This window comes from Williamsia sp. (assembly GCF_036566845.1).
Lineage (GTDB): Bacteria > Actinomycetota > Actinomycetes > Mycobacteriales > Mycobacteriaceae > Williamsia.
In genome coordinates this window covers 15651-38458 of the sequence record NZ_DATCVM010000155.1, presented here as the reverse complement: position 1 = coordinate 38458, position 22808 = coordinate 15651, and the positions used below count along the sequence as shown (strand labels likewise).

Genomic DNA, 22808 nt, shown 5'->3' with positions numbered 1-22808 from the left:
CGTCGTCGATGAGCTGCCCGTCATGAGCGACCACCGCACCCCGCAACCCGTCTGTCCTGATGCCCGGACACAGCGACTCGGCTTCTGACGCCGACACCCGCCGCGACCGCGCCAGAACCTCAGACGGCGTCTTGGCGTTGTACCGCAACACATCACCGGCCATCATGCCCAGCCGCGCCGCGATAGAGGACTTCATCGAACTGTCCTGGAAGACCGGGATCACCTGCGGCAGTGCATGAACCAGATGCGGCGCGATCACCGTCATGATCCGGTGACGTTCCACGGCCGACTCCCTGGCGATCCCCACATCGAGACTCGCCAGATATCGAAGACCACCGTGGACCAGCTTGCTGCTCCACCGACTCGTGCCGAACGCCAGGTCGTGGGTCTCTACCAGCGCCACCGACAGACCCCGGCTCGCGGCATCGAGCGCGACGCCGGCGCCGGTCACTCCCCCACCGATCACCAGAACATCCAACGGTTCTGTGCGCGAACGCAATTCATCCAGACCGATGAGACGCGACGCGGGGCTGAGCGCTCCGGCCGGCAGCTGCTCGGCGGTCATGGCTGCACCCGCAGGTACGAGTGCACCGCGTGCCGCAACTCCACCGACCACTGATCGGCCAGAATCGGCTCCACGATCGCGTGGGACTGGATCGCCGACTGGCAGATCAGCAACACCATCGCCGCCAGCTGATCCGGTGGTCCCTCACGGACGTCGCCCCGATGCTGCCCGTCGGTCACGGCCCGTCGCAGAATCGTCAGGGCGGCTTGCTGGCTGCGGCCGAGTCGAACGAAAACGTACGGCGCCAGGGCGCTCGACGGGTCGCGCCACAGTATGTCGAGGAGCCTGTTGCCGCGGAGCGCTTCGGCAACCGCGACGAGTCGATCAACCTTGTCGTCCAGTGTCGGACCCCGAGCCGGGATGTCGGCGATCGTGCCGATCAGTTCCCGGGTGACGAGGTCGGCGGTCAGAGTCCGGACGTCCGGCCAGCGCCGGTAGACCGTCGGCCGGCTGACACCGGCCTCGCGGGCCACCTCGGCCAGGGTGATCTTGCGGCCTTCGGCACGGATCAACGCGGCGCGTGTGGCGTCGAGGACTCGATCGGTGATGTTGCCGCCCATCGCAGAGGACACCGGGTCCGGCTCGCCGACCTCGGCATTCACAATGCTGACCGATTCTTCGTTACTGGTTGACATATTATGTAAAACTGTAACTCATGACGGTCGGATCTCCACAACATTCATTGCCACTTCCACCGATGCGCTGGGACGGATGGGGCTCACCCGAGGCAGCCACCGAGCTGTCGGAACCGATCAGGGCGCTGCTCTCGCAGGTTCTCGGTGTCTCCGGCGACGCGGTCGCGGCTCCGGCCGCCACCGAGGTGGAACTCTCCCCCGTCCGGCTCACCGACACCGACCTCGAGGAGCTCCGCGGGATCGTCGCCGCAGTGTCGAGCACCGACGGTGATCGCCTGACACGGTCCGGCGGAAAGTCCACACTCGACCTCCTGCGCCGCAAGACCCGCACTCAGGACGCACCGGATTGTGTGGTCGAACCCGCGACCGAAGAGGAGATCTCCGAACTCCTTCGATGGTGTGCCGACTCCCGCGTCGCGGTGGTGCCGTTCGGCGGCGGCACCAGTGTGGTCGGCGGAGTCGATCCAGAAGCCGGCGCGATGCGGGCCGTGATCACCCTCGACCTGCGACGATTCGATCAGCTCGCGTCGATCGACACCGTCTCCGGCGAAGCGGTGCTCGGCGCCGGGGTCACCGGTCCGCAGGCCGAAGAACTCCTGTCCGCCCACGGGTTCTCGCTCGGACACTTTCCACAGAGCTTCCAGTTCGCCACCATCGGCGGATTCGCGGCCACCCGGTCGTCAGGGCAGGCATCCGCCGGGTACGGACGATTCGACGACATGGTCACCGGACTTCGAGTGGTCACGCCCACCGGGATTCTCGACCTGGGCGGCGCCCCGAAGACCGCGGCCGGCCCCGACCTACGGCAACTCTTTCTCGGTTCCGAGGGCACCCTCGGCGTGATCACCTCCGTGTCGTTGCGGGTGCACCGGATCGCTCCGGTGACACTGTACGACGCCTGGCATTTCCCCGACTTCGACTCCGGCGCAGCGGCTTTGCGCGCGGTGGCACAAACCGGTGGTGGGCCGACGGTGATGCGCCTGTCCGACGAGGCCGAAACCGGTGTGAACCTGACCAGCCCGGACAAGATCGGTGCCGACACCGAGACCACCTCCGGCGGATGCCTGGCGATCACCACGTTCGAGGGCACCGAAGCGGTGGCCCGGGCGCGCAAAGAGCTGACCGGAACGCTGATGGCCGAGGCCGGTGGGACATCGCTCGGCGACGCCGGTGCACAGGCCTGGGAGCACGGGCGCTTCAACGCCCCTTACCTACGGGATGCGTTGCTGGCCATCGGTGTTGGGTGCGAGACCCTGGAGACCGCCACCACCTGGTCGAACCTGACCGCTCTCAAGGTCGCGGTCACCGCCGCACTCACCGAGGCCATCGGTCGATCCGGCTCCCCCGCGCTGGTCCTCTGCCACATCTCGCACACCTACCCCACCGGAGCTTCCCTGTATCTTACGGTTGTCTACCGCTGCGGCGACGACCCGATCGCCGAGTGGTCGGCGGTGAAAGCCACTGTGAGCCAAGCGATTGTCGACTCCGGCGGCACGATCACCCATCATCACGCGGTGGGATCTGATCATCGGCCGTGGTTGTCCGCCGAGATCGGGGACGTCGGCTCCCAGGTGTTGCGCGCGGTGAAATCCGCACTTGATCCCACCGGCATCCTCAATCCGGGCAAACTCATTCCATGACCATCCAGCGGGTTGCCGCGCTCATCAATCCGTCCGCACGTCATGGTCTGGCCGGCGAGGCGTCCGACGCCGCGGTCGAGGCGCTGACCGCTGCCGGACTGGAGGTCACCCCGCTGCTCGGTGCGAGTGCCGATGAAGCTCTTGAACTCGCTCGCACGGCGCAGACCTCCGATCACGACGCCGTGGTGGTGGTCGGCGGTGACGGCACGATTCGCCTGGCGTTGCAGGCCGTCTACGAGGCGGGTGTCGACGCACTGCCCATCGGGCTGATGCCCGCGGGCACCGGCAACGACACCGCACGGGCACTCGGCATACCCATCGACGATCATCCTGCCGCCGCTGCCATCATCGCCGGGGGCGCCCGCCGCCTCTGCGACACCGCCACCATCACGCTCGCCGATGGCAGCATCCACGCGTTCGGCACCGTGGCCGCGACCGGCCTCGACGCCCTCGTCACCGAACGTGCCAACACGCTGCCGTGGCCGAAAGGTCAACTGCGGTACCCGATTGCGGCGGTGATCGAGCTTGCCCGGATGAAACCGTTCCCCTACGAGATCAGCGTGGACGGCCAACACATGGAGCGCGATCTGGTGCTGGCCTCCGTGGGGAACACCGCATCCTACGGCGGTGGGATGCAGATCACTCCGGCAGCATTGATCGATGACGGTCACCTCGATGTCATCCTGGTGCACCACGGTTCACGATTGAAATTGATGGGGATGTTCCCAACCATATACAGCGGCAAGCACATTCATCGGAAGGAAGTCGAACAGCTCCGCGGCCGGCGCATCGAACTGCGCAGTTCGAGGACCACCCCGATCTACGCGGATGGCGATCGGATCGGCGAATTGCCGGCGGTCATCGAAGTCCGGCCGGGTGCGGTATCGTTCCTGGCGTCGGCAGCGCTGGGGGGCGAGTGAGACCATCTCCTGTCCGGCTCATGAGATTTCCCACTGAGCAATTCAGGAGCAAGCGTGCACAAGCGCGATATATCAGCCCATCTCGATGTCGAGATCACCGACGAGACAGATCTCGAGTTCCAGATCGCCGTCGCACCGCATCCGGGTGCGCAGGTGACCGAGACCCTGTCATTTGTGCTCGACGGACAACCGGTGAACGCCAAGGAGATCAGCGCCGCCGAGGGCAACCGGATCCATCTCTTGCACGCCGGTGTCGGCAAGCTGACAGTCGAATACCAGGCCACCGTCGTCGGCAACACGGCACCGGCAATGGTCACCGAATACGACCGATCGCTGTATCTGCGTCCCAGTCGCTATGCCGAGGCGGACAAGTTCTTCGGCTGGGCGGCAAAGCAATTCGACACGTCTGCCAACCCGGCGGAGCTCCTCGAATCGGTTGCGGCCTGGGTCGGCAGCCACCTCGACTACACGCCCGGGGCCAGTGGTCCGACCGACGGCGCCTCCGACACCCTGCTCGCCGGGGCCGGTGTCTGCCGGGACTACGCGCATCTCGTGGTCGCGGTCCTTCGAGCGCTCAACGTGCCGGCCCGACTCGTCGCGGTCTACGCGCCCGGATGCGACCCGATGGACTTCCACGCCGTTGCCGAAGCCGTGGTCGACGACCAGTGGCGCGTGGTCGACGCGACCTGTCTGGCACCCCGGCAGACCCTCGTCCGCATCTCGACCGGCCGCGACGCCGCAGATACCGCATTCCTCGACAACCACGGCGGCGCAATCATTTTGAACAGCGCAACCGTCACCGCGGTGGTCGACGGCCAACTGCCGTCCGACGACCTGGCGGACCTGGTCTCGATCACCTGACCTGCGGCCTCGCCGGCGCCCGTCCACCCGATTTCGCACCGTCCGCCCGCAGTATCCGGTGGGCCGTGCGAGAACGGGTGGGGGAATAGCTGTCAGCCCTGCTGATCCCACCACTCGCGCAACGCCGCCACGGCGTCGTCATGCGACATCGGGCCGCGATCGAGCCGGAGTTCCTTGAGATGGCGCCAGGCCTCGCCGACCTTGGGTCCCGGTGGGAGACCGAGCAATTCCATGATGGCGTTGCCGTCGAGATCGGGGCGGACGCGGGCCAGATCCTCGTTCTGTGCGATCCGGGCGATCCGCTCTTCGAGGTTGTCGTAGTTCTGCTGCAGTCGACGGGCCCGGCGTTTGTTGCGGGTGGTGCAGTCGGCGCGGACCAGTTTGTGGAGGCGGGGGAGTAGATCGCCGGCGTCGTTGACGTACCGGCGGACCGCGGAATCGGTCCACTGGTTGTCGCCGTACCCGTGGAAACGCAGATGCAGGAACACCAGTTGCGCGATGTCCTCGATCACGGCCTTCGGGTACTTCAATGCGCGCAAGCGCCTGCGGACCATCTTCGCGCCGACCACCTCATGGTGGTGGAAGCTGACGCCGCCATTCGCTTCGTGTCGACGGGTGTCGGGTTTGCCGATGTCGTGGAGGATGGCCGCCCACCGCAACACCAGGTCGGGGTCACCGTCCTCGAGGTCCATCGCCTGCCGCAACACCGTCAACGAGTGGGTGTAGACGTCCTTGTGCTGATGGTGTTCGTCGATCGCGAGCTTCATGGCCGGGATCTCCGGGATCACCCGCTGCGCCAGGCCCGTCTCGCACAGCATGTCGATGCCCTCGACCGCGTGCTCACCGAGGATGAGTTTGTCGAGTTCGACGGCGACGCGTTCGACGGTGATCCGGTCGATCTGTTCTGCCATCGCCACGGTGGCCTCGAACACGCGGGGACTGAGTGAGAAGCCGAGCTGCGACACGAACCGCACACCGCGCAACATGCGGAGCGGATCGTCGTTGAACGAGTCCTCAGGGGCGGCCGGGGTGTCGATGACCCCCGCGAGCAACGCCTCGAGTCCACCGAGCGGATCGACGAACTCCTGCCCGCCGTCGGCGCCGATCCTCACGGCCATCGCGTTCATGGAGAAGTCGCGGCGGATCAGATCGTCTTCGAGCGACTCGCCGAAGCGCACCTCCGGATTCCGGCCGACCCGGTCGTAGCTGTCGGCCCGGAACGTGGTGATCTCGATCTGGTGACCCGACTTGACCGCACTGATGGTGCCGAAGTCGATGCCGGTGTCCCAGATCGCCTCGGCCCAGCCCCGTAGCAGTTCCTGAACGTCCTGCGGGCGGGCATCGGTGGTGAAATCGAGGTCGTTGGTCAGGCGGCCGAGCACGGCGTCACGAACGGAGCCTCCGACCAGATAGAGCCCGAAGCCGGCGGCGGCGAACTTCGCGCCGAGCGGATTGATCACGTCGGAGAGTTCCCGCAGACTCACCGCGGCGGCGGCCAGCAGCCGCGTGCGTCGCTGCGCCGTACCCGCGGAATCGGGGGCAGGGGAATCAGCGGCAGGCGGGGGAGTTGTCACGAGTGGCCAGACTAGTCGAGCACGGCCGGTCCAGGACTTGATGGGCCATCACAAGGTGTGTGTTCGGTGCCTGATCGGCCACGCTGGCGGAAACAGCCGGTTACCGACGACTAGCATCTATTGGGTGTCAGCCGAACCCACAGAGCCGAATAGGGACGTCACCCGGCGTCCTCGGCGTCGGCGCGGCAATCGCCGCGGGGGCGGCGCAGGTCAGACCACCGATCCCAGGCCACCCGCGCCGGCCGGTGAGTCGCCGGCGACGAACGAGGCCCCCGCGGCCGACAAATCTTCCACCGGCGGATCGTCTCGCCGCGCCCGCCGCGGCCGTCGGCGCAAGCCGTCACGGCCCGCCGACAACTCGGTCGATGCCGCCCGCAGCGAATCGGGTGGTGTCGCCGGTACCAAGGCCGCCGAGGGGCGGACCGCGCAGGTCAAGCCATCCGACGTCGGCAAAACCAGGATGCCCGCCAAGGTTCCGGCGAATCTTGCGAAGCAGCGATTGCGAACCGTCCGGGAAACCTCCGCCGGTGGCTTGATGGTGTCGGGACTCGACGGTCCCGGCGACGAGCGGTGCGCCGCGCTGATCGGCCGGGTGGACCGCCGCGGTCGCATGATGTGGTCGCTGCCGAAAGGTCATATCGAGACCGGTGAGACCGCCGAGCAGACCGCCATCCGCGAGGTCGCCGAGGAAACCGGCATCAAGGGCAACGTCGTCGCACCCCTGGGCAAGATCGACTACTGGTTTGTCAGTGAGGGCAAACGCATCCACAAAACGGTGCACCACTATTTGATGCGGTTCACCGGGGGAGAGCTCTCGGACGCCGATTATGAGGTCGCCGAGGTCGCCTGGGTGCCACTGGCCGATCTGCCCAGACGACTGACATATTCCGATGAGCGCCGTCTTGCCCGGATCGCCGACGACGTCATCGCCGAACTCACCGCCGATCCCGATCGGATGGCCGAATCGGAGGCATTGGGCGCACGCACAGAACCCAACGCCTACGAGAAGGCCGCCGCCGCGCGCAACCAGAAACGCAACGAACCGCCGGCTCCCACCCCGAAAGCCCGCCGCCGCAGACGACGCGGCAGACGCGGTTCGGGTCGCGGAGGCGAGGGTCCTGCAGGTAAAAGTGGGGGAGCGGCCGCGAACAGCCCCACCGGTGACTCCGGCCCATCAGAAGCCACGTGAAGGGCGGTTCGATGCGGGCTCCGGGTATCGGCCGCCTGCGGCGGTACCCGGCTGTCCCGCGGCTCTCGGCTGTCCGGCGGCTGCTGATCGTCCTCGGCGCCGTCCTCATGCTCGCGATCCCGTTGGCCCCGGCCGCCACCGCGGCCCCCGGCGACGCCGGGTCGACAGCCGACCAGTTCCTGCGGATCTCCCTCGACTCGATCGATCCGTCGACGGTGTCGACCACCAGCAGCGGCACCGTCACCGCACACGGCACCCTCGAGAACATCGGTGACAGACCGGTCCGCAACATCGCCATGCGCCTGCAGCGCGGTGACGTGATCACCTCCAGCGCCGGACTCGGCGACTCCTTGTCGGCGGATCCGAACAGCTTCGAGATCGTCGGCGACTTCGTCGACGTGACCGAACAGCTCGCACCCGGGGCATCTGTGCCCTTCACCTTGCGGATCGCCTTGTCGGCGGACAATTCCGATGCGCCGGGCCTGGACATCGACACACCCGGGGTCTATCCCATCCTGATCAACGTCAACGGCACGCCCGAATACGGCAATGCCGCCCGTCTCGACGACGCCCGCACTCTGCTCCCGGTCATGGGTCTGCCCGAGAACGACCTGCGCGCCCAGACGGAGGGTTCCACCGACCTCCAATCCGCCCTGCCCGAGGCGATACCGGTGGCACCGGACGGATCGGTCCCGCCGGACGTGTCCCAGCCGGTCGGCCTGACCCTGCTGTGGCCGATCGCCGCACCCGCCTCGCTCGCGCCCGGTGTGACCGGCGGCGGCGACGAGACGGTCCGCTTGATGGACAACGGCTTGCGGCAATCCCTGGAGCCGGGTGGGCGCCTCGACACCCTGCTGACGGCGATGGAGCAGACGCACGCGCAGGACGGCAACACGCCACTGACCCAGAGCATCTGCCTCGCCATCGATCCCGACCTGCTGGTCAGTGTGCAGGCGATGACCGGTCCGTACCTGGTCAGTGTCGCCCCCAGAAATCCGACCGGGCCCGCGGTCGAGGGCACCGGAACGGCCGTGGCCGAGAACTGGCTGACCCGGTTGCAGACACTGGCTTCGACGATGTGTGTGGTCGCGACCCCGTTCGCCCACGTGGACATCGCCGGACTCGTGCGCGTGAGCGATCCCGGACTCTCCGAAGCCGCGCTGGCCGCCCCCGCCGACATCGTCGACACCATCCTCAAGGTGAAGAGCGTGCGCGGTCTGACCATCGCCACGTCCGGTGTCCTCGACGACAAGGCCGCCGACGTGGTCCGGGACACCGGATCTGTTGGCACCATCGTCTCGGCGTCCGCGGTCTCGACCATGACGCCGACATCCACGAACGGCGAGTACCCGCTCGGCAACGACCTCGCCGTCCAGACCTTCGATCCCGCCCTGGCCAGTGCGCTGGCCGCGATGGGCACCGACCCGAGGTCGTCGCAGGTCACACCCACCGACCAGCGCGCCGGCTGGTTGCGGGGCAGCAACGCCGGCCGGCGGCAGACGGCGCTCGGCGCAATGATGTTCTCCGCACTGTCGCCGTCCACGCTGGCGGCGGGCAACAGCGGTTCCACTCAGACCATGACCGCTGACCCGATCGCCGAACGCATCGGACGTGGCCAGATCCTCATGCCCCCGCCGACCTGGTCTGCCACCGCCGACGACACCAGGGCGGTGCTCTCCACGGTGACCCAGCTGCTGGCGTCCAATCTGGCCGTCCCACGCCCGCTCGAGAGCATCGGCACCGATCTCACCGCCACCGCGACCGCACCGGCCGGGGCCGAATTGATCACGCCTGTCGCCACACAGGTCACCGGGCCGTCGCTGGAGACTGTCGACGCTGTCTCGTCCAGCACGACGCAGACGTGGGACCTCCAGGAATCGATGGTCTCGCGTTCGGACGTCCCCATCACTCCGCAGGCCTACATGGCACCACTGCGTGAAGACCTGCTGCGTGCGATGGCGTCGGTCTCGCCTCAGGATCAACCGGCCGCCTCGGCGTCCGGTGCGATGCGGACCTCGGCCGTGTCGGTCACCATCTCCGGGATCACCAACGGCGTCTCAATCCTCGGTCCCGGAGGTCACTTCACCCTGGCCTCCGAGCGGAGCCCGTTGCTGCTGGTCATCCGCAACGACCTGCCGGTCGCGATGCGCGTCCGCCTCGCCATCACCGCCCCCGCCGGGATGACGATCGGCAATCTCGGCGTCATCGAGATTCCCGCGCAAGGAACTCGACAACTCCAGCTGCCGACGCGCGCCGACCTCTCCAAGTCGATGACCGTGCAGATCGGATTGGTCACATCCAGCGGTGTCCCGTTGGGCAGTCCGATCGAGCTGTCAGTACATTCCAACGCATATGGACAACCGCTTTTCATCATCACGATCTGTGCCGGGGTACTGCTCGTACTCCTTGCCGGTCGGCGACTCTGGCACCGCTTCCGCGGCGAGCCGGACCCCGCTGACCTGGATCGGCCCGAACCCGACGAACACGAGCGTTTGATGGCCGACAGTCGTGCGCTGCACAGCGGAGGCATCGGACCCTGGTCTGATTCTGAGCGGTCCACTCCCGAGCGGCCTGGTTCCGAGCGCGGGCATCCGCGTGACGGGGACACCGACCGATGAACGATCAGCCTCCACCCCCGCCGCCGCGGCGACGGCCACCACCCGGTCCCATGCCGGGTCCGAGGCCGGGCCCCTGGCCACCACCGGGTCCTCCGGGCCGGTTCCGCGCCGCACCGCAGGCACATCCGGCACCGCAGGCGCGTCCCGCGCCCCAGCCGCGTCCCACCCAAGATTCCCGGCCGACCGCCGGCGAGGTGGCCTCCGGTCGCGGGCCGGTGAACCGGGCCACGCCGGCCGCGATCGCGGTCGACCCCAAACCCGACGAACCGGTCTCCGGTACGCCGCGCCAGCCGTCCGACGACAGCGTCATGCGGACCAGTGGTTCCATCGCGCTCGCCACCCTCGTCTCACGGATCACCGGATTCGTCCGCACCGTCCTGGTGCTGGCCATGCTCGGCGCGGCGGTCGCGTCGTCGTTCCAGGCCGCCTACGTGTTGCCGAACATGGTGGCCGAGGTCGTCCTGGGCGCGGTCCTCACCGCGATCGTGATCCCGGTGCTCGTCCGCGCCGAACGTGAGGACGCGGACGGGGGAGCCGGGTTCATCAACCGGATCTTCACCCTCACGGTGGTGATCCTCGGGATCGCCACGCTCACCGCGGTGATCGCCGCCCCGCTGCTCACGACCCTGAATCTCGGTGACGGCAAGGTCAATCGGGACCTCGCCACAGCACTGGCCTACATGCTGTTGCCGGCCATTCTGTTCTATGGCCTGTCAGCTCTGTTCATCGCGATCCTGAACATGAAGGGCCTGTTCAAACCGGGTGCCTGGGCGCCGGTCCTGAACAACGTCGTGCAGATCGCCACGCTGATCGCCTACTACTCGACACCCGGTGAGATCTCCCTGAACCCGGTTCAGATGGGCGACGCCAAACTCCTGGTCCTGGGTATCGGCACCACGCTGGGTGTCGTCGCACAGACACTGATCCTGGTGCCGGCGATCCGTCGCAGCGGAGTGAAACTGCGGTTGCAGTGGGGTCTGGATGCCCGGCTGCGCAAGTTCGGCAACATGGCCCTGGCCATCGTTCTCTACGTCGCCGTGCTGCAGGTCGGGCTCATCGTCACCTACCGCATCGCCTCGTCGGCGAGCGCGGAAGGCGTCAGCGTGTACGCCACACAGTGGCAATTGCTGCAGTTGCCGTACGGCGTGCTCGGCGTGACGATCCTGACGGCGATCATGCCTCGACTGTCCCGCAACGCCGCCGCCGACGACACCCACGCGGTGATCGACGATCTCTCGCTCGCCACCCGTCTGACGATGGTCTCGCTGGTTCCGGTGATCGCGTTCATGACCTTCTTCGGCCCCGCCATCGGTGTGGCCGTCTTCAACTTCGGCAAGTTCAACGCCGAGACCGCTTCGCAGTTGGGCAGCGTCCTGACCTGGGGCGCGTTCACGATGATCCCGTACGCGATGACACTCGTTCAGTTGCGTGTGTTCTACGCCCGGGAGGACGCCTGGACACCCACCTACATGGTCATCGGGATCACCGCGGTCAAGGTCGCCGCGTCGTACCTGGGACCGGTGCTGTTCGACGATCCGGACTACGTCATCCGCTGGCTCGCCCTGTCGAACGGGCTGGGCTACCTGGTCGGTGCCGTGGTCGGCCACTACCTCCTGCGCAGCCGCCTCCATGGCGCGCGGATGACCAACGTCGGCCGGACCGTGTCGTGGACCATCGCGGTCTCGGTGGGCTGCAGTGCACTGGTCTGGGCGCTGTCGGAGATCTCCGGCCTGCACCGGCTGGCCACCGACCACGGCAAGATCGGGTCCGTCGCCTACCTGGCCCTGGTCGGCATCGTCACCATCTCGCTGATCTACATCGTGCTGACATTGCTGCGCGTGCCCGACGTACTGGCCGTGGTGGTCGCGGTCCGGCGACTACTCGGGCGCTTCATCCCGGCCATCGCACCGGCCCCCGAACCCGAGACCGAGGGTGCGGCCACCATGACGGTCCAGTTCCCGCGGATCTCCGGCGAGGAGTCTGTTCCGTATTCTGGTCAAGTCGAGGTCATCCGACGCTTCGACAGGGGTACATCAAGCTGGCAAGCCTATGCGGTCACAAGCGGAGGCGCTGCCGGAACCAACTTCCGTCAGCCGCAGGATCTGCGGTATCGAAGGAAAGGAGTGGGTGCTTTGGGTAAACAGGATGCCGACAACAAGTCGGTCGAGGCGCCCACCTCGCCGCGGTCACCGGCCGGGACACCCGGTACCGACGAGACCGCGCAGATGAATCTGGCGGCGGCCCGGGCGGCCGCCGAGGCCACACCCGAGACTCCCGCCGCCCGCCCGGCCGGGCCCGCAGGTCCGCGGGTTCGCCGTGGCCCCCGACTGGTTCCCGGAGCTGCCGTCGCCGGCGGCAGGTATCGGCTGCTACAGAATCACGGCGGGGCACGAGGGCTGCAGTTCTGGCAGGCCCGTGACATCAACCTCGACCGCGATGTGGCGCTGACGTTTGTGGACGCTGAGCAGGTGGCACCGCTACCGGATCCCGGCGTCCGGATCGATCCCCGCGACGAAGGCCCGCAGGCCGTGCTGTCACGCACACTCCGCCTCGGCCGGATCAACTCGCCCGGCATCGCCCGGGTCCTTGACGTGGTCCGCGGATCGTCCGGCGGAATCGTTGTCGCCGAATGGATCCCCAGCTCGTCTCTGGCCGACGTCGCGAAATCGAACCCGTCACCGGTGGGGGCGGCCCGAGCAGTCCGCGCACTGGCGGCCGCCGCCGAGTCGGCACACCGCAACGGTGGCGCGCTGTCCATCGATCACCCCGAGCGCATCCGGATCAGCCAGGATGGCAATGCCTTCGTCGCGTTCCCCGGTACCCTCGCCGATTCCGACAAGTCGTCCGACGTCCGTGGTCTCGGCGCCGTCCTCTATGCACTCCTGCTGGCCCGCTGGCCACTGGACGCCCAGACCGGTATCGATCTGGCGACCAGTCGCAAGTCCACCGAACCGGTCGGCGGTCTGCCGCCGGCCGCGCCCGACAACAATGGGCTCCCCCGCGAGCCGCGGGCGCAGCGTCCCGACATCCCGTTCGAGATCTCTGCGGTCGCCGCCCGCGCCCTGGAGGGCAACAGCGGGATCCGTACGGCTGCCACCGTTCAGCATGTTCTGGACCAGGCAACGGTCCTCGACCAGAAGACCGACCTCATCGCGCAGGTCCGCGCCGATGGCGAACCGGTGAGTTCGTCGCCGCGCGCGAAGCCGAGAATGCTCGGCGGCGGTGATGACGACGGCGACACCAAGAAGCCGCGATCGGTGCGCACCATGGCGATCCTCGCCGGTGCAGGGCTGTTCATCCTGTTCCTGGTCATCGCGTTGGTCGTCTGGGCCACCAGTGCCTTCGGCGGCGAGGACGAGACCCCGGACATCGACTCGATCTTCTCCACCTCCGCAGCCGCGTCCGGAGAGCCCGGCGAAGCCGGTCCGGCCGCGCCCGCAGCTCCGGCGGCGCCGGTGGGCCTGACCGCGGTGACCATGCTCGACTACTCAGATCAAGAACCCGACAGCCGGACCAACCTGAACAACGTGATCACCGGGCAGCCGCCGGCGTGGCAGACCGACGAGTACCGCGGGGGCCCCGAGTTCGGCAATCTCAAACCCGGTCTCGGCCTGATGTTCACACTCGACCGGACCGCGACGATCACCGAGGTGGTCGTGCGGTCGCCGACGCCGGGTATGCAGCTCGAGATCCGCACGGCCGACTCGGTCCAGACGACATTCGAGAGCACCCAGCTCGTCGCCTCGGCCACGCTGCAGGGTCAGGAGACCCGGATCCCGGTCAGCGGTGCCGGACCGGCGAAGTACGTCCTCGTCTGGCTGACATCGTTGCCGCGCAACGACAGCGGGCGCTATCAGGGTGCGGTCAGCCAAGTCTCGATGACGGGATAGCGCTCTTCATGGCCGACGATCTCCCGGTGGGTGCGGTCCGCTGTGAGGACGGATTGATCCGGCCCCTGTGGGCCGCCGAACCCGGTTTGATGCGCGACTACTACGACGTCGAGTGGGGCATGCCGGTGTCCGGCGAGAACGCCCACTTCGAGCGACTCGCACTCGAAGGCTTTCAGGCCGGCCTGTCGTGGGCGACGATTCTGCGCAAGCGCCCGGCATTCCGGGAGGTCTTCGCCGACTTCGACGTCGACACCGTGGCCGCTTACGGGGACGCCGAGGTCGCCGAATTGCTCGCCGACGCCCGGATCATCCGGCACCGCGGGAAGATCGAGGCCACCATCGGTAACGCCCGGGCCACTCAAAACCTGCGTGCCGAAGGCGGTTTGGTGGATTTCCTGTGGTCGTTCAGACCGGAGTCGACGCCCCGCCCGCAGTCGACGGCCGAGGTGCCGACCACGTCCGCGGAATCTGTGGCGATGTCGAAGGCGTTGCGGGCAAAAGGCTTTCGCTTCGTCGGACCGACAACGATGTACGCGTTGATGGAGGCGGTCGGGATCGTCGACACGCATCTGCTGGTGTCGTACCGGCGGGGGAGTTCCGGCATCTGGCCCGGCACCGGATAGCGCTCGGTCAGCGCTGATCTGCTCCCACATGTCGGCAGAGCAACTCGGCCAGATTCGTCGGGTAGATCAGCTCGGTGCTGGCCTCGAGGTCGGCCGCCGACCACCAGCGGTGGTCGAGGATGGTGTGCCGTTCGAGTTCGGTCCAGCCCACCGACCGTGGCTCGAAGGCTGGTACGAAGGCCACGAAATAGACCTCCACCTGATGGATGGGTTCACCGGCGAACACGACGTCGAACTCACGGTGCAGTACCGGGCCGGACATCACCTCGATCAGGAGTCCGGTTTCCTCGAACACCTCGCGGCGGGCGGTCTCCTCGTCGGTCTCTGCGCCTTCGCGGCCACCGCCGGGAGTGAACCACCAGGTCGGGCCGGTGGCGTTCAGCGGATCGACCCCACGGAACAGCAGGGTACGACCGATCTCGTCGATCAGGATCATGCGCGCGGCCTGTCGACGACGTCGTACCGAATCCATCTCCGGCCCCCTCCCTTCCTGCGACCACCACATTGCCAGAGCGGGGACCGGGTTTCGTCCGCAGGTGTTCACCAAATGTCCCGCGGGTGTCGGTGCACGGAATTTCTCAGTGTGCTTGGCTAGTGTGTGTTGGCTGCGGTGTCAGCCCGGGCATTCGTCCGAACACCGCAGCACGTGAGTGAGATCGGAAGCGAGTCAGTGATGATGGCTCGAACGGCCGAGTATCCCAGGCCGACGCAGTGCCTCGTGCACATCAGCGACACACATCTGATCGATGGTGACGGCGACCTGTACGGCGGAGTGGACGGAACCGCGCGGCTGGACCAGATCCTGGCCGAACTCAGCGCTTCCGGTGATCCGGTCGACGCGTTGGTGTTCACCGGCGACCTGGCCGACAAAGGCGATCCGCGCGCATACGCGACCCTGCGTCGCATGGTCGAACCCGTGGCCGAGCGGCTCGGAGCCGTGGTCATCTGGGCGATGGGCAATCACGATGATCGCGCCGCTTTCCGGGTGGGACTGCTCGGCGCGGCACCGGACACCGGGACCGTCGACAGCGTGCACGACATCGGCGGACTACGCGTCATCACCCTCGATTCCACCGTCCCGGGCCTGCACCACGGTGAAGTCACCGATGACCAACTCGATTGGCTCACCGGTGTTTTGGCGACACCCGCCGAGCACGGGACCATCCTCGCGATGCATCACCCACCGGTGCCGTGTGTGCTCGACCTCGCCGTCCTCGTCGAACTGCGTGACCAGAACAGGCTCGCGGAGGTGCTGCGGGGCAGTGACGTCCGATCGATCATCGCCGGACACCTGCACTATTCGACCACCGGGACGTTCGCCGGGATACCGGTGTCGGTCGCGGCGGCCACCTGTTACAACCAGGACCTCAACGTGCCGGCCGGAGCGATGCGCGGTCACGACGGGGGACAGGCGTACAACCTCGTGCACGTCTACGACTCCACCGTGCTTCACTCGGTGGTTCCCATCGGTGCGTATACGACTGTCGGAGAACACGTCTCACCTGCGGAGTCGGCCCGGCGTCTGACCGAGGCCGGAGTCCGGATCCCGGAGGTCAGCCGGCGTCCGGCCGAGCAGGCGCGGTGAACGCGCGGACCTGGTGTCGCGAGTCGAGGCACTAGGTGGTCGCGGTGGGCTCCGTCGACTCCCACGGCGCGACAACGGGAAAGTAGGAGTCGAGGAATCGCGTCACGGTCTGGGTGCGCAGTTCGAGATCCACCTCGGGAGTACTTCCGTCGTTGAGACAGAAGAAGTCCACGTCCCGTCGCGGGAGCATCCGTTCCATCGCCTTGAGTCCGGCAACCGCCGTGGTGTCGATGTACTTCACCTTGGCTTCTTTCTGCACCACAGCGCGACCGGTCATCAGCGCGTAGTAGTGGTACAGCGAGTTCGTCACCGAGATGTTGTCGCTGGCGCGGAACACACTGGCCGCCGTCGACGCGAACTCATCGGAGAACTGCAATTCCATCTCCCGCATGACGCTCTTGCGGAGCGGCGTGGCCGCGTGCTCCAGATGCCGAGTTGTCATGAGGCCGAACCGATCCTGGAGCAGTCTGCGATTGACCCTGGCCGCGTTCTCGAACCCGCTGCGGTCGGTGTTGCTGTATCCGAGGCCGATGCGGGTGGTCGCCTCGATGAACATGCTCACCCCGCCGGGTGAGAAGAATGCCTGGGGACCGACCGGACGGCCGAAGAACATGTCGTCGTTCGAGTAGAGGAAGTGTTCGGACAGTCCGGGGATGTGGTGCAGCTGGCTTTCGACCGCCTGCGAATTGTGGGTCGGCAGAACCGATGTGTCGACGAAGAACTCCTCGCTGGGGACGAAGGTCACGCGGTCGTCGTCGGCGAGCCAGGCCGGTCGCGGTGAATCAGTGGCGACGAAGATCCGGCGGATCCAGGGCGCATACATGTGAACCGACCGCAGTGCGTACTTCAGTTCGTCGATCTGCCGGAAACGCGCCGCGGACGCATCCCCCTCTCCGACAACATAGTTCTGCATCCGCTTGGCGCGCTGGGCCTGGAATTCAGCCGAGGATCCGTCGACCCAGGAGAAGACGATGTCGATGTCGAAGTTGATGTCGGAGGCGTGCCCCGCAAACATGTTCTCGATCGTCGGCCAGGTCAGGCCGAAACGCTCGACCGTGCCGCGAATCGCCTCCTCCGGATGAATGTTCCGGCGGGTCAACGAGTTCTCGATGGGCAGGACGATCTCGTCATCGGTGAACGACCACAGCTCGATCTGCACGGCGGTGGAAGCACCGTAGTGCAGGCCGCTGACGGACTCGACCCGAGGCCGATAGAGACGGAAGATCCTCGCCTTCGACGACTGTGACAGGAGCCCGTCACCGACAAAGACGGCCTTACCCCGTTTTGCATCAACGGTTTTCGAGTAGAACGGCTCGCTGCTGCAAGCCTCGACGAGCGCGGCCTTCAACGCGGCGCGGTCGGTCCAATCGATCGCGATGACCGGCCGCTCATCGTTGCCGCGAACCAGGAGGTACCCGATTCCGGCCGCGTCGAGCACTCCGCGGATGAACAGCAGATCCTCGACCATGGCCTGCTGCGGAGTGGTCGACGAGATCGACAGCGCGTACCGGCCCTCGAACCCCACCACATCGGGCCGGTCCCGCAGGCGGGCCGTCGACACCGCCGACTGGGGCACGACCGCCTCCGGGACGGCGGGCTCCGGGGGAACGAGGTAGATATCGTGGGACGCTGGGGATGAAGTGATGACATTCCTTCCGGGGACGGCATACGGCCGAGAGATACCCGGAATGCCTTCAGTGTAGATCGTCTCCGGGCGCGGGCCGAATGCCCGATTCTCGGTCAGTTCGCGGTGGGGGGCGGGTCGGGGGTTCGGCGCGCGTATCGCAAGAACAGGAAGTCGTCGTGCGACAGGGCATGTGCGAGGGTCAGACCGCGCGGCGAGGACAGGGGGTTCGCCGGACGGGGACGTGGTGTGTGCTCTTGGAGCCCGGCGAACTTCGGAGCCACCGTCAGACACAACTCGTCGACGAGATCCGCACCGACCAGTGCGTCCAGCAGAGTCGGACCGCCCTCGCACAGAATATGTTTCATCCCAAGGTCTTTCAGCGCTTCGACCGCCTCGGTGAGATCGACGGTCTCGGTCCCGACCGCGATGACGTCGGCCCCCGAGTCCGCGGCCCTGGCACGTGCGCGGGTGGTCGTGATGATGATCGGTCGGGGAGTGGCGCCTCGGAGTCCGGAGGTCTCGGGCAGAACACCGGAGTTGGTCACCACCGCGACCGGTGGTGCGGTCATCGCCCCACGCTGCTCACGGACCCGCCGGTGGGCATCTTTGAAGACCACCGGCCCGTAGTTCTCGGCACGCACGGTGCCGGCCCCGACCAGCACCACGTCGGCGAAGATCCTCAGGGCCTTCAGCAGCGCTTGATCGGTGGCACCGGAGATCTGTCGAACCCGCCCGTCGAACGCAGCCTCGCCGTCGAGGCTCGTGACCATGTTCGCCCGGACACCCACCGGCGGATCCCCGTACCACTCGGTGGCGAGCGCTGCGGTGTCCACGGCACCCGACGGCAACAACGGCACCCGTGAATCGTTCATGCGTCATGTCCCGGATCGAGATCTTTCACATCGGAGAAACTCACCAATTCCCCGGTGGCCGCAGATGTCATCTCACCGTCGAACGGTTCCAACAGGATTCCGAGATGGTCGCCGGCATCGATCCGGCGGATTATCCGTCCCACGAACCAGGCGGCGGCTTCGTCGACAATCGGCAGCCGATGCGGGCCCTCGTGCCATCGGCACCGCTCGAACTTGTCCACTTCGTCACCGGTCTCCGAACCGAAAAGGCGTGCGAGGCCGACGTGTTCGCGAGCGAGTACATGCACGGCGAGATACTCCGCGTCCTGGGCCACCCCGAATGTGTGATTGCGTCTGGACAGACCGACAAAGAATCGGGACGGATTGATGCCGGCCTGACTGGCGAAGCCGACCAGACATCCCGACAAACGGTCCGCGCCCCGCGTCGTCACGACAAACATCGGATAATCCAGCTGGCCCACCAATTGGTCGAAGGCGGATTTCGCGGATTCCTGTTCACTCACCGGTACCCACCCTTCTCGTATCAATTCCAGTCACATCAATCACACCATTCACGGACATACTCTGCTTTCAGTGTCTCCAATGAGTGAGAACGCAAACCTCACCGGCCAATGGCCCCGGGTGTCCGTACGACGATTTCGCGGCTGCAATAGCACCGGGCGCCGGCCTCCATTAGTCTCCATCCATGGCCGAGTGGGGGGAGGTCTGTGGGGATGACGCGCGGACTGATGAGGAATTGCTTGCGGCTCATGTGGAGGGGGACAGGGATGCGTTCGGGATACTGATAACACGACTGCAGGGCCATCTGTGGGCCGTTGCGCGCCGGACCTCGAATTCCGACGAGGACGCAGCCGACGCGTTGCAGGATGCGCTGCTCAAGGCACACCGGATGGCCGACCGCTTTCGGGCAGACGCCAAGGTCAGCTCGTGGATGCACCGCATCGTGGTCAACGCATGTCTCGATCGCATCCGTCGGAACAAGGCGCGCCCGACGATCCCGCTGCCCGAGTTCGACATCACCGAGTTCGCCGATCCACGCGACGAGCACGGTGACGTCGACCTCACGCTGTCGATAGGACGGGCCCTCGACGCCCTGCCGCCGGATCAACGGGCCGCGATCGTGGCCATCGATGTGGAGGGCTATTCGGTGGCGGAGGCCTCGGCGCTCCTGGGCGTGCCGGCGGGGACCATCAAGAGCCGATGTGCTCGTGGCCGCGCGAAACTCGCTGTCACACTTGGCCATTTGCGGGCACCTGCTGAGGAGACCAACTCATGAGCCGCTGATCCGTGCCGCCAGGCCGTCGAAGATCACGTCCAGGCCGAAAGTCAGTTCCTCGTCGTAGACGTCACCGCCGGTGTTCGATGAGTCCGTGACTGCGTCGATCAGACGTGGATAGTGTTCGGGGACCGCGCCCTCGTCCATCTTGTTGTCGGAGTATCGGCCGGCCTGATGTTCGTCCGTCGGCAACGCCACCTGGCCGAGCCACTCGTCGACCTCACGCTCTTTTGCCGATCGACGGTTCTCCACCAGCATCTGGATCAACCTCATCGCCATGTTCGGGATCCTCGGCAACGCGATCATGATGACCCAGTATCTACAGTCGGTCCTCGGGAAATCGCCACTGTCAGCGGCACTCTGGAGCCTGCTTCCTTCGATCGTGATCGCTTTCGTCGCACCCCTGTCCGCGGTCCTGGCCGCCCGGATCGGCCGGCCACCGGTGATGGTTCACAACAGGCGACTCCCTGGTGACCGTTGGAGACCACCTCCGAACTCGGTCGTCCTGGTACTCACCGCGCTGGCAGCGATCCGCGTGCTCCGTCAACCCGCCGACACCGCATCCTCACCGACTGCGGTCTACTGATGCGATGGGCTTCACACGCGCAGAACTCGAGTCGTACCGCGACGCGGTCATCCCCGACCTGGTCGGTCCGCGGTGCCTGTTGCTGTTCGTCGGCATCAATCCGGGACTGTGGACAGCTGCGACGGGAGCGCACTTCGCCCGCCCGGGCAATCGCTTCTATCCGGCGCTGGCTCGCGCCGGCATCGTCGACCGCGTGATCGATGCGTCGGCCGGATTCACCGATGCGGACCGAAAACTGTTGACGGACAGGGGTATCGGCATCACCAATGTGGTGCGCAGAGCCACCGCCCGCGCCGATGAACTGACCGACGAGGAGCTGCGCAGCGGAGGCGAGCAACTGGTGGACACGGTCCGCGCGGTATCGCCGAAGGTGGTCGCGGTTGCCGGGATCACCGCATACCGGGTGGCATTCGGAGAGCGAAAGGCAGCGGTGGGACTGCAGGACCGCAACATCGCGGGTGTCCCCGTCTGGGTGGTCCCCAACCCGAGTGGGCTCAACGCCCACGCCACCGTCGACACTCTCGCTGCCGCCTACCGCAAACCCGCCGAGGCTGCCGGCATCGTCTGAAGGTCGAACTGCACCTGTCTTCGATCTCGATGGAACCGACGGCAGCACGACGGCGTCCAAGTATAGAGGTCGGTCTCCAGTGACCGGCGATCGAATTGATGAGAGAACAGGGGTCCACGCGATGTTCGGAGTCGGCGACCGGGTGGACTCACACGGCGAGGTGCCGGATCCGCCCTATTCGGTCGATGTGATCGCTGACCTGCACGCCGGTGTGTACCCGGACGATTTTTCCGAGCTGCTCACGGCCCGGGTCCTCACCGATCCCGATGCCGGTGCCGTCTGGGCGGCACTCGAGGCCACCACCGCACAACTGGCCGGGCTCCGGGATTCGTCGATCCCGCCACCACCGTTTGTCCGGGAGCAGATCGATCAGACCCTGAGAACGCTCACCCACAACCGCACCGCCGATCAGCCGGTCACCTGGTTCGCCCGTCATCGGGGCGCGCTCGTGTCGTCGCTGGCCGCTGTTGCCGCGGTCGCAGGAATCGCCGTGGCCACCACCTTTGCGTTCACCGGTGATTCCGGGAACACGGGATCAACCCCGATCGCCAGACAGACCAGCCCGATCGCCACGCTCCCCGACAACGTTCGACCCGACAGTGATCTGCCCGACAGTGATCTGCCCATCGCCACGCTCCTGGGCGTGCTGGGCAGCACCGAGGGTGGGGGATTCGCCGACACCGCGGCCCAGGATCGGTGTCTGCGAGCGCATCAGATCCCGCCGTCCACCGCCATCCTGGGATCCGGGTCAATCGACAACGCCGGACATCCGGCCGTGGTGATCCTGCTGTCCACCGGAACGATCGGTGTATTCGACGCGCTGGTGGTGGGTACCGACTGCACCACGGGCAACCCCGCGACCATCAGCCGGACCACGATCGGCGACAAGTGAGGCGATCGCCACAGCGGCGGCCAGCCCGACCGGCGCCACGGCCAGGTGTCCGGATGTCACGGCCCACACCAGGGGTCCCACCGCAGCGACCGCCGCGGTGATCACCCCGACGAGCATCCGATTGTAATTCTCGCCACTGCCTCGTGCTCGCGACGGCGGCACCAGATGCATCAGCGCCGCGGCCAACAGGACCGATCCGATGAGGTCGCTCGGACGGTGCCATCCCCAGACCATCAGATCCTGGGACACCAGGGTGAGCCATCCGACGCCGGCGACGGCGGCCACCGGTGAGAGGGAGCGCGGCGACGCCCGGACGATGGCGGCCACACATCCGGCAGCGGCCGCGGCGTGCCCACTCGGGAACGTATTGGTGACCCAGCCCAGTCCATCGAAGTCCGGACGGGTGAGCAGTTCATCGCGCAGAAATTGGGTCAACAGAATCCCGAGCACCGGAAGTGCGAGCAGCACAACAATACTCAGCCGCCGATGGGCAAGAAGACCCAATCCGATGATCGCCACGACCGAGACCAGCCACAGCCTCAGGTCGGTGACCGAGCCAAGGCCCACGACGTGGGGCAGATCCGCGGTCGCTCCGGTGCCGCGCAGCGACAGAAACGCCCGCTGGTCGGCCCGCTGGCCGACCTCGGTGTGTACTGCCACCACATAGACGGCGACAAACGCAACCAGCAGCGAAACCGCCCACAACGCCGACGACAGCGACGGCTGTGCGCGCGAAATACGTGGAGGTGACGACCGATACATACGCTCCATGGTGCCGGAGAAGTCTGTGAGCCTTCTCAGGGTCGTGCGCCCAGCTCCGAACCGGGAACAGAAGCCCTTAGGCTGATGTTATTGAAGCTGTCACCCAGTGAAGAAAGTAGAGCATC

21 protein-coding genes are annotated in these 22808 nt (G+C 66.6%); 11 read left to right on the top strand and 10 right to left on the bottom strand.

What is annotated here, in order from left to right; genetic code table 11:
- Together VIQ49_RS15270 and VIQ49_RS15265 are read right to left on the bottom strand one after the other, a co-directional pair.
- A partial coding sequence (locus tag VIQ49_RS15270; RefSeq protein WP_331886050.1) for an FAD-dependent oxidoreductase occupies positions 1–565 on the bottom strand: 565 nt, incomplete at its 3' end.
- Positions 562–1200, bottom strand: coding sequence for a TetR/AcrR family transcriptional regulator (locus VIQ49_RS15265; protein WP_331886048.1), 639 nt, complete (start codon positions 1198–1200; stop codon positions 562–564). The genes VIQ49_RS15265 and VIQ49_RS15270, both read right to left, overlap by 4 nt.
- A 62-nt stretch (positions 1201–1262) precedes the next feature.
- Between VIQ49_RS15265 and VIQ49_RS15260 the strand changes: the two genes are divergently transcribed.
- Genes VIQ49_RS15260 through VIQ49_RS15250 form a run of 3 tightly spaced genes read left to right on the top strand, consistent with a single transcriptional unit; the run spans position 1263 to position 4621 of the window.
- The gene (locus VIQ49_RS15260; protein WP_331886058.1) at positions 1263–2840 is read left to right on the top strand and encodes an FAD-binding oxidoreductase; all 1578 of its coding nucleotides are present in this window, start codon (positions 1263–1265) and stop codon (positions 2838–2840) included.
- Positions 2837–3760: a diacylglycerol kinase gene (locus tag VIQ49_RS15255; RefSeq protein ID WP_331886046.1), complete on the top strand. Its 924-nt coding sequence runs from the start codon at positions 2837–2839 to the stop codon at positions 3758–3760. The genes VIQ49_RS15260 and VIQ49_RS15255 overlap by 4 nt, the downstream gene beginning before the upstream one ends.
- A gap of 54 nt (positions 3761–3814) precedes the next feature.
- Positions 3815–4621, top strand: a complete 807-nt coding sequence (locus VIQ49_RS15250) for a transglutaminase family protein (RefSeq protein WP_331886044.1) — start codon at positions 3815–3817, stop codon at positions 4619–4621.
- A 92-nt stretch (positions 4622–4713) separates the two neighbouring features.
- Here VIQ49_RS15250 and VIQ49_RS15245 read toward each other — a convergent pair whose 3' ends face one another.
- A complete protein-coding gene (locus tag VIQ49_RS15245) occupies positions 4714–6195 on the bottom strand; it encodes a CCA tRNA nucleotidyltransferase (RefSeq protein ID WP_331886042.1) in 1482 nt (493 codons plus the stop codon).
- Between the two features lie 124 nt (positions 6196–6319).
- Between VIQ49_RS15245 and VIQ49_RS15240 the strand changes: the two genes are divergently transcribed.
- Both VIQ49_RS15240 and VIQ49_RS15235 read left to right on the top strand, forming a co-directional pair.
- Positions 6320–7384 carry an NUDIX hydrolase gene (locus tag VIQ49_RS15240; RefSeq protein WP_331886040.1) on the top strand — a complete coding sequence of 355 codons (1065 nt, stop codon included), beginning with the start codon at positions 6320–6322 and terminating at the stop codon, positions 7382–7384.
- Between the two features lie 11 nt (positions 7385–7395).
- A complete protein-coding gene (locus VIQ49_RS15235) occupies positions 7396–10002 on the top strand; it encodes a DUF6049 family protein (RefSeq protein ID WP_331886038.1) in 2607 nt (868 codons plus the stop codon).
- A gap of 4 nt (positions 10003–10006) precedes the next feature.
- Here the strand turns inward: VIQ49_RS15235 and VIQ49_RS15230 are convergent, their stop codons facing one another.
- Positions 10007–10330, bottom strand: coding sequence for a hypothetical protein (locus VIQ49_RS15230; protein WP_331886036.1), 324 nt, complete (start codon positions 10328–10330; stop codon positions 10007–10009).
- Here VIQ49_RS15230 and murJ point away from each other — a divergent pair.
- Together murJ and VIQ49_RS15220 are read left to right on the top strand one after the other, a co-directional pair.
- Positions 10311–13892, top strand: coding sequence for a murein biosynthesis integral membrane protein MurJ (murJ, locus tag VIQ49_RS15225; protein ID WP_331886034.1), 3582 nt, complete (start codon positions 10311–10313; stop codon positions 13890–13892). The two genes, VIQ49_RS15230 and murJ, sit on opposite strands and share 20 nt — an antisense overlap.
- 8 nt (positions 13893–13900) lie before the next feature.
- On the top strand, positions 13901–14515 hold the full coding sequence (locus VIQ49_RS15220; RefSeq protein WP_331886032.1) for a DNA-3-methyladenine glycosylase I: 615 nt from the start codon (positions 13901–13903) through the stop codon (positions 14513–14515).
- Between the two features lie 7 nt (positions 14516–14522).
- Here the strand turns inward: VIQ49_RS15220 and VIQ49_RS15215 are convergent, their stop codons facing one another.
- Complete coding sequence (locus tag VIQ49_RS15215; protein ID WP_331886030.1) at positions 14523–14987, bottom strand: NUDIX hydrolase; 465 nt, start codon at positions 14985–14987, stop codon at positions 14523–14525.
- Between the two features lie 201 nt (positions 14988–15188).
- On the opposite strand from VIQ49_RS15215, the gene VIQ49_RS15210 reads away from it, so the two are divergent.
- The gene (locus VIQ49_RS15210) at positions 15189–16100 is read left to right on the top strand and encodes a phosphodiesterase (protein WP_331886056.1); all 912 of its coding nucleotides are present in this window, start codon (positions 15189–15191) and stop codon (positions 16098–16100) included.
- 31 nt (positions 16101–16131) lie between these two features.
- Here VIQ49_RS15210 and VIQ49_RS15205 read toward each other — a convergent pair whose 3' ends face one another.
- The 3 genes from VIQ49_RS15205 to VIQ49_RS15195 form a co-directional block, all read right to left on the bottom strand.
- Positions 16132–17625, bottom strand: coding sequence for a stealth family protein (locus tag VIQ49_RS15205; RefSeq protein ID WP_331886054.1), 1494 nt, complete (start codon positions 17623–17625; stop codon positions 16132–16134).
- 215 nt (positions 17626–17840) lie between these two features.
- The gene (locus VIQ49_RS15200; RefSeq protein ID WP_331886028.1) at positions 17841–18599 is read right to left on the bottom strand and encodes a pyrimidine reductase family protein; all 759 of its coding nucleotides are present in this window, start codon (positions 18597–18599) and stop codon (positions 17841–17843) included.
- Positions 18596–19102, bottom strand: coding sequence for a flavin reductase family protein (locus VIQ49_RS15195; protein ID WP_331886026.1), 507 nt, complete (start codon positions 19100–19102; stop codon positions 18596–18598). Before VIQ49_RS15195 ends, VIQ49_RS15200 begins: the two co-directional genes overlap by 4 nt.
- A gap of 182 nt (positions 19103–19284) precedes the next feature.
- Between VIQ49_RS15195 and sigM the strand changes: the two genes are divergently transcribed.
- Entirely contained in the window at positions 19285–19875 is a 591-nt protein-coding gene (gene sigM / locus VIQ49_RS15190; RefSeq protein WP_331886024.1) for an RNA polymerase sigma factor SigM, read from the top strand.
- Here sigM and VIQ49_RS15185 read toward each other — a convergent pair.
- The gene (locus VIQ49_RS15185; protein ID WP_331886022.1) at positions 19870–20154 is read right to left on the bottom strand and encodes a hypothetical protein; all 285 of its coding nucleotides are present in this window, start codon (positions 20152–20154) and stop codon (positions 19870–19872) included. The two genes, sigM and VIQ49_RS15185, sit on opposite strands and share 6 nt — an antisense overlap.
- Here VIQ49_RS15185 and VIQ49_RS15180 point away from each other — a divergent pair.
- On the top strand, positions 20153–20461 hold the full coding sequence (locus VIQ49_RS15180; RefSeq protein WP_331886020.1) for a hypothetical protein: 309 nt from the start codon (positions 20153–20155) through the stop codon (positions 20459–20461). The two genes, VIQ49_RS15185 and VIQ49_RS15180, sit on opposite strands and share 2 nt — an antisense overlap.
- A gap of 4 nt (positions 20462–20465) precedes the next feature.
- On the top strand, positions 20466–21029 hold the full coding sequence (locus VIQ49_RS15175) for a mismatch-specific DNA-glycosylase (RefSeq protein WP_331886018.1): 564 nt from the start codon (positions 20466–20468) through the stop codon (positions 21027–21029).
- Between the two features lie 748 nt (positions 21030–21777).
- Here the strand turns inward: VIQ49_RS15175 and VIQ49_RS15170 are convergent.
- Positions 21778–22683 carry a phosphatase PAP2 family protein gene (locus VIQ49_RS15170; RefSeq protein WP_331886016.1) on the bottom strand — a complete coding sequence of 302 codons (906 nt, stop codon included), beginning with the start codon at positions 22681–22683 and terminating at the stop codon, positions 21778–21780.
- Positions 22684–22808: the final 125 nt, after the last annotated feature.

Excerpts from the sequence above, each read along its gene's own strand:
- VIQ49_RS15255 (WP_331886046.1), top strand. The coding sequence starts at position 2,837 with ATGACCATCCAGCGGGTTGCCGCGCTCATCAATCCGTCCGCACGTCAT.
- VIQ49_RS15185 (WP_331886022.1), bottom strand. The coding sequence starts at position 20,154 with ATGGCGATGAGGTTGATCCAGATGCTGGTGGAGAACCGTCGATCGGCA.
- VIQ49_RS15210 (WP_331886056.1), top strand. The coding sequence starts at position 15,189 with ATGATGGCTCGAACGGCCGAGTATCCCAGGCCGACGCAGTGCCTCGTG.
- VIQ49_RS15220 (WP_331886032.1), top strand. The coding sequence starts at position 13,901 with ATGGCCGACGATCTCCCGGTGGGTGCGGTCCGCTGTGAGGACGGATTG.
- VIQ49_RS15265 (WP_331886048.1), bottom strand. The coding sequence starts at position 1,200 with ATGTCAACCAGTAACGAAGAATCGGTCAGCATTGTGAATGCCGAGGTC.
- VIQ49_RS15235 (WP_331886038.1), top strand. The coding sequence starts at position 7,396 with ATGCGGGCTCCGGGTATCGGCCGCCTGCGGCGGTACCCGGCTGTCCCG.
- sigM (WP_331886024.1), top strand. The coding sequence starts at position 19,285 with ATGGCCGAGTGGGGGGAGGTCTGTGGGGATGACGCGCGGACTGATGAG.
- VIQ49_RS15170 (WP_331886016.1), bottom strand. The coding sequence starts at position 22,683 with ATGTATCGGTCGTCACCTCCACGTATTTCGCGCGCACAGCCGTCGCTG.
- VIQ49_RS15180 (WP_331886020.1), top strand. The coding sequence starts at position 20,153 with ATGTTCGGGATCCTCGGCAACGCGATCATGATGACCCAGTATCTACAG.
- VIQ49_RS15175 (WP_331886018.1), top strand. The coding sequence starts at position 20,466 with ATGGGCTTCACACGCGCAGAACTCGAGTCGTACCGCGACGCGGTCATC.
- murJ (WP_331886034.1), top strand. The coding sequence starts at position 10,311 with ATGCGGACCAGTGGTTCCATCGCGCTCGCCACCCTCGTCTCACGGATC.
- VIQ49_RS15260 (WP_331886058.1), top strand. The coding sequence starts at position 1,263 with ATGCGCTGGGACGGATGGGGCTCACCCGAGGCAGCCACCGAGCTGTCG.
- VIQ49_RS15230 (WP_331886036.1), bottom strand. The coding sequence starts at position 10,330 with ATGGAACCACTGGTCCGCATGACGCTGTCGTCGGACGGCTGGCGCGGC.
- VIQ49_RS15215 (WP_331886030.1), bottom strand. The coding sequence starts at position 14,987 with ATGGATTCGGTACGACGTCGTCGACAGGCCGCGCGCATGATCCTGATC.
- VIQ49_RS15200 (WP_331886028.1), bottom strand. The coding sequence starts at position 18,599 with ATGAACGATTCACGGGTGCCGTTGTTGCCGTCGGGTGCCGTGGACACC.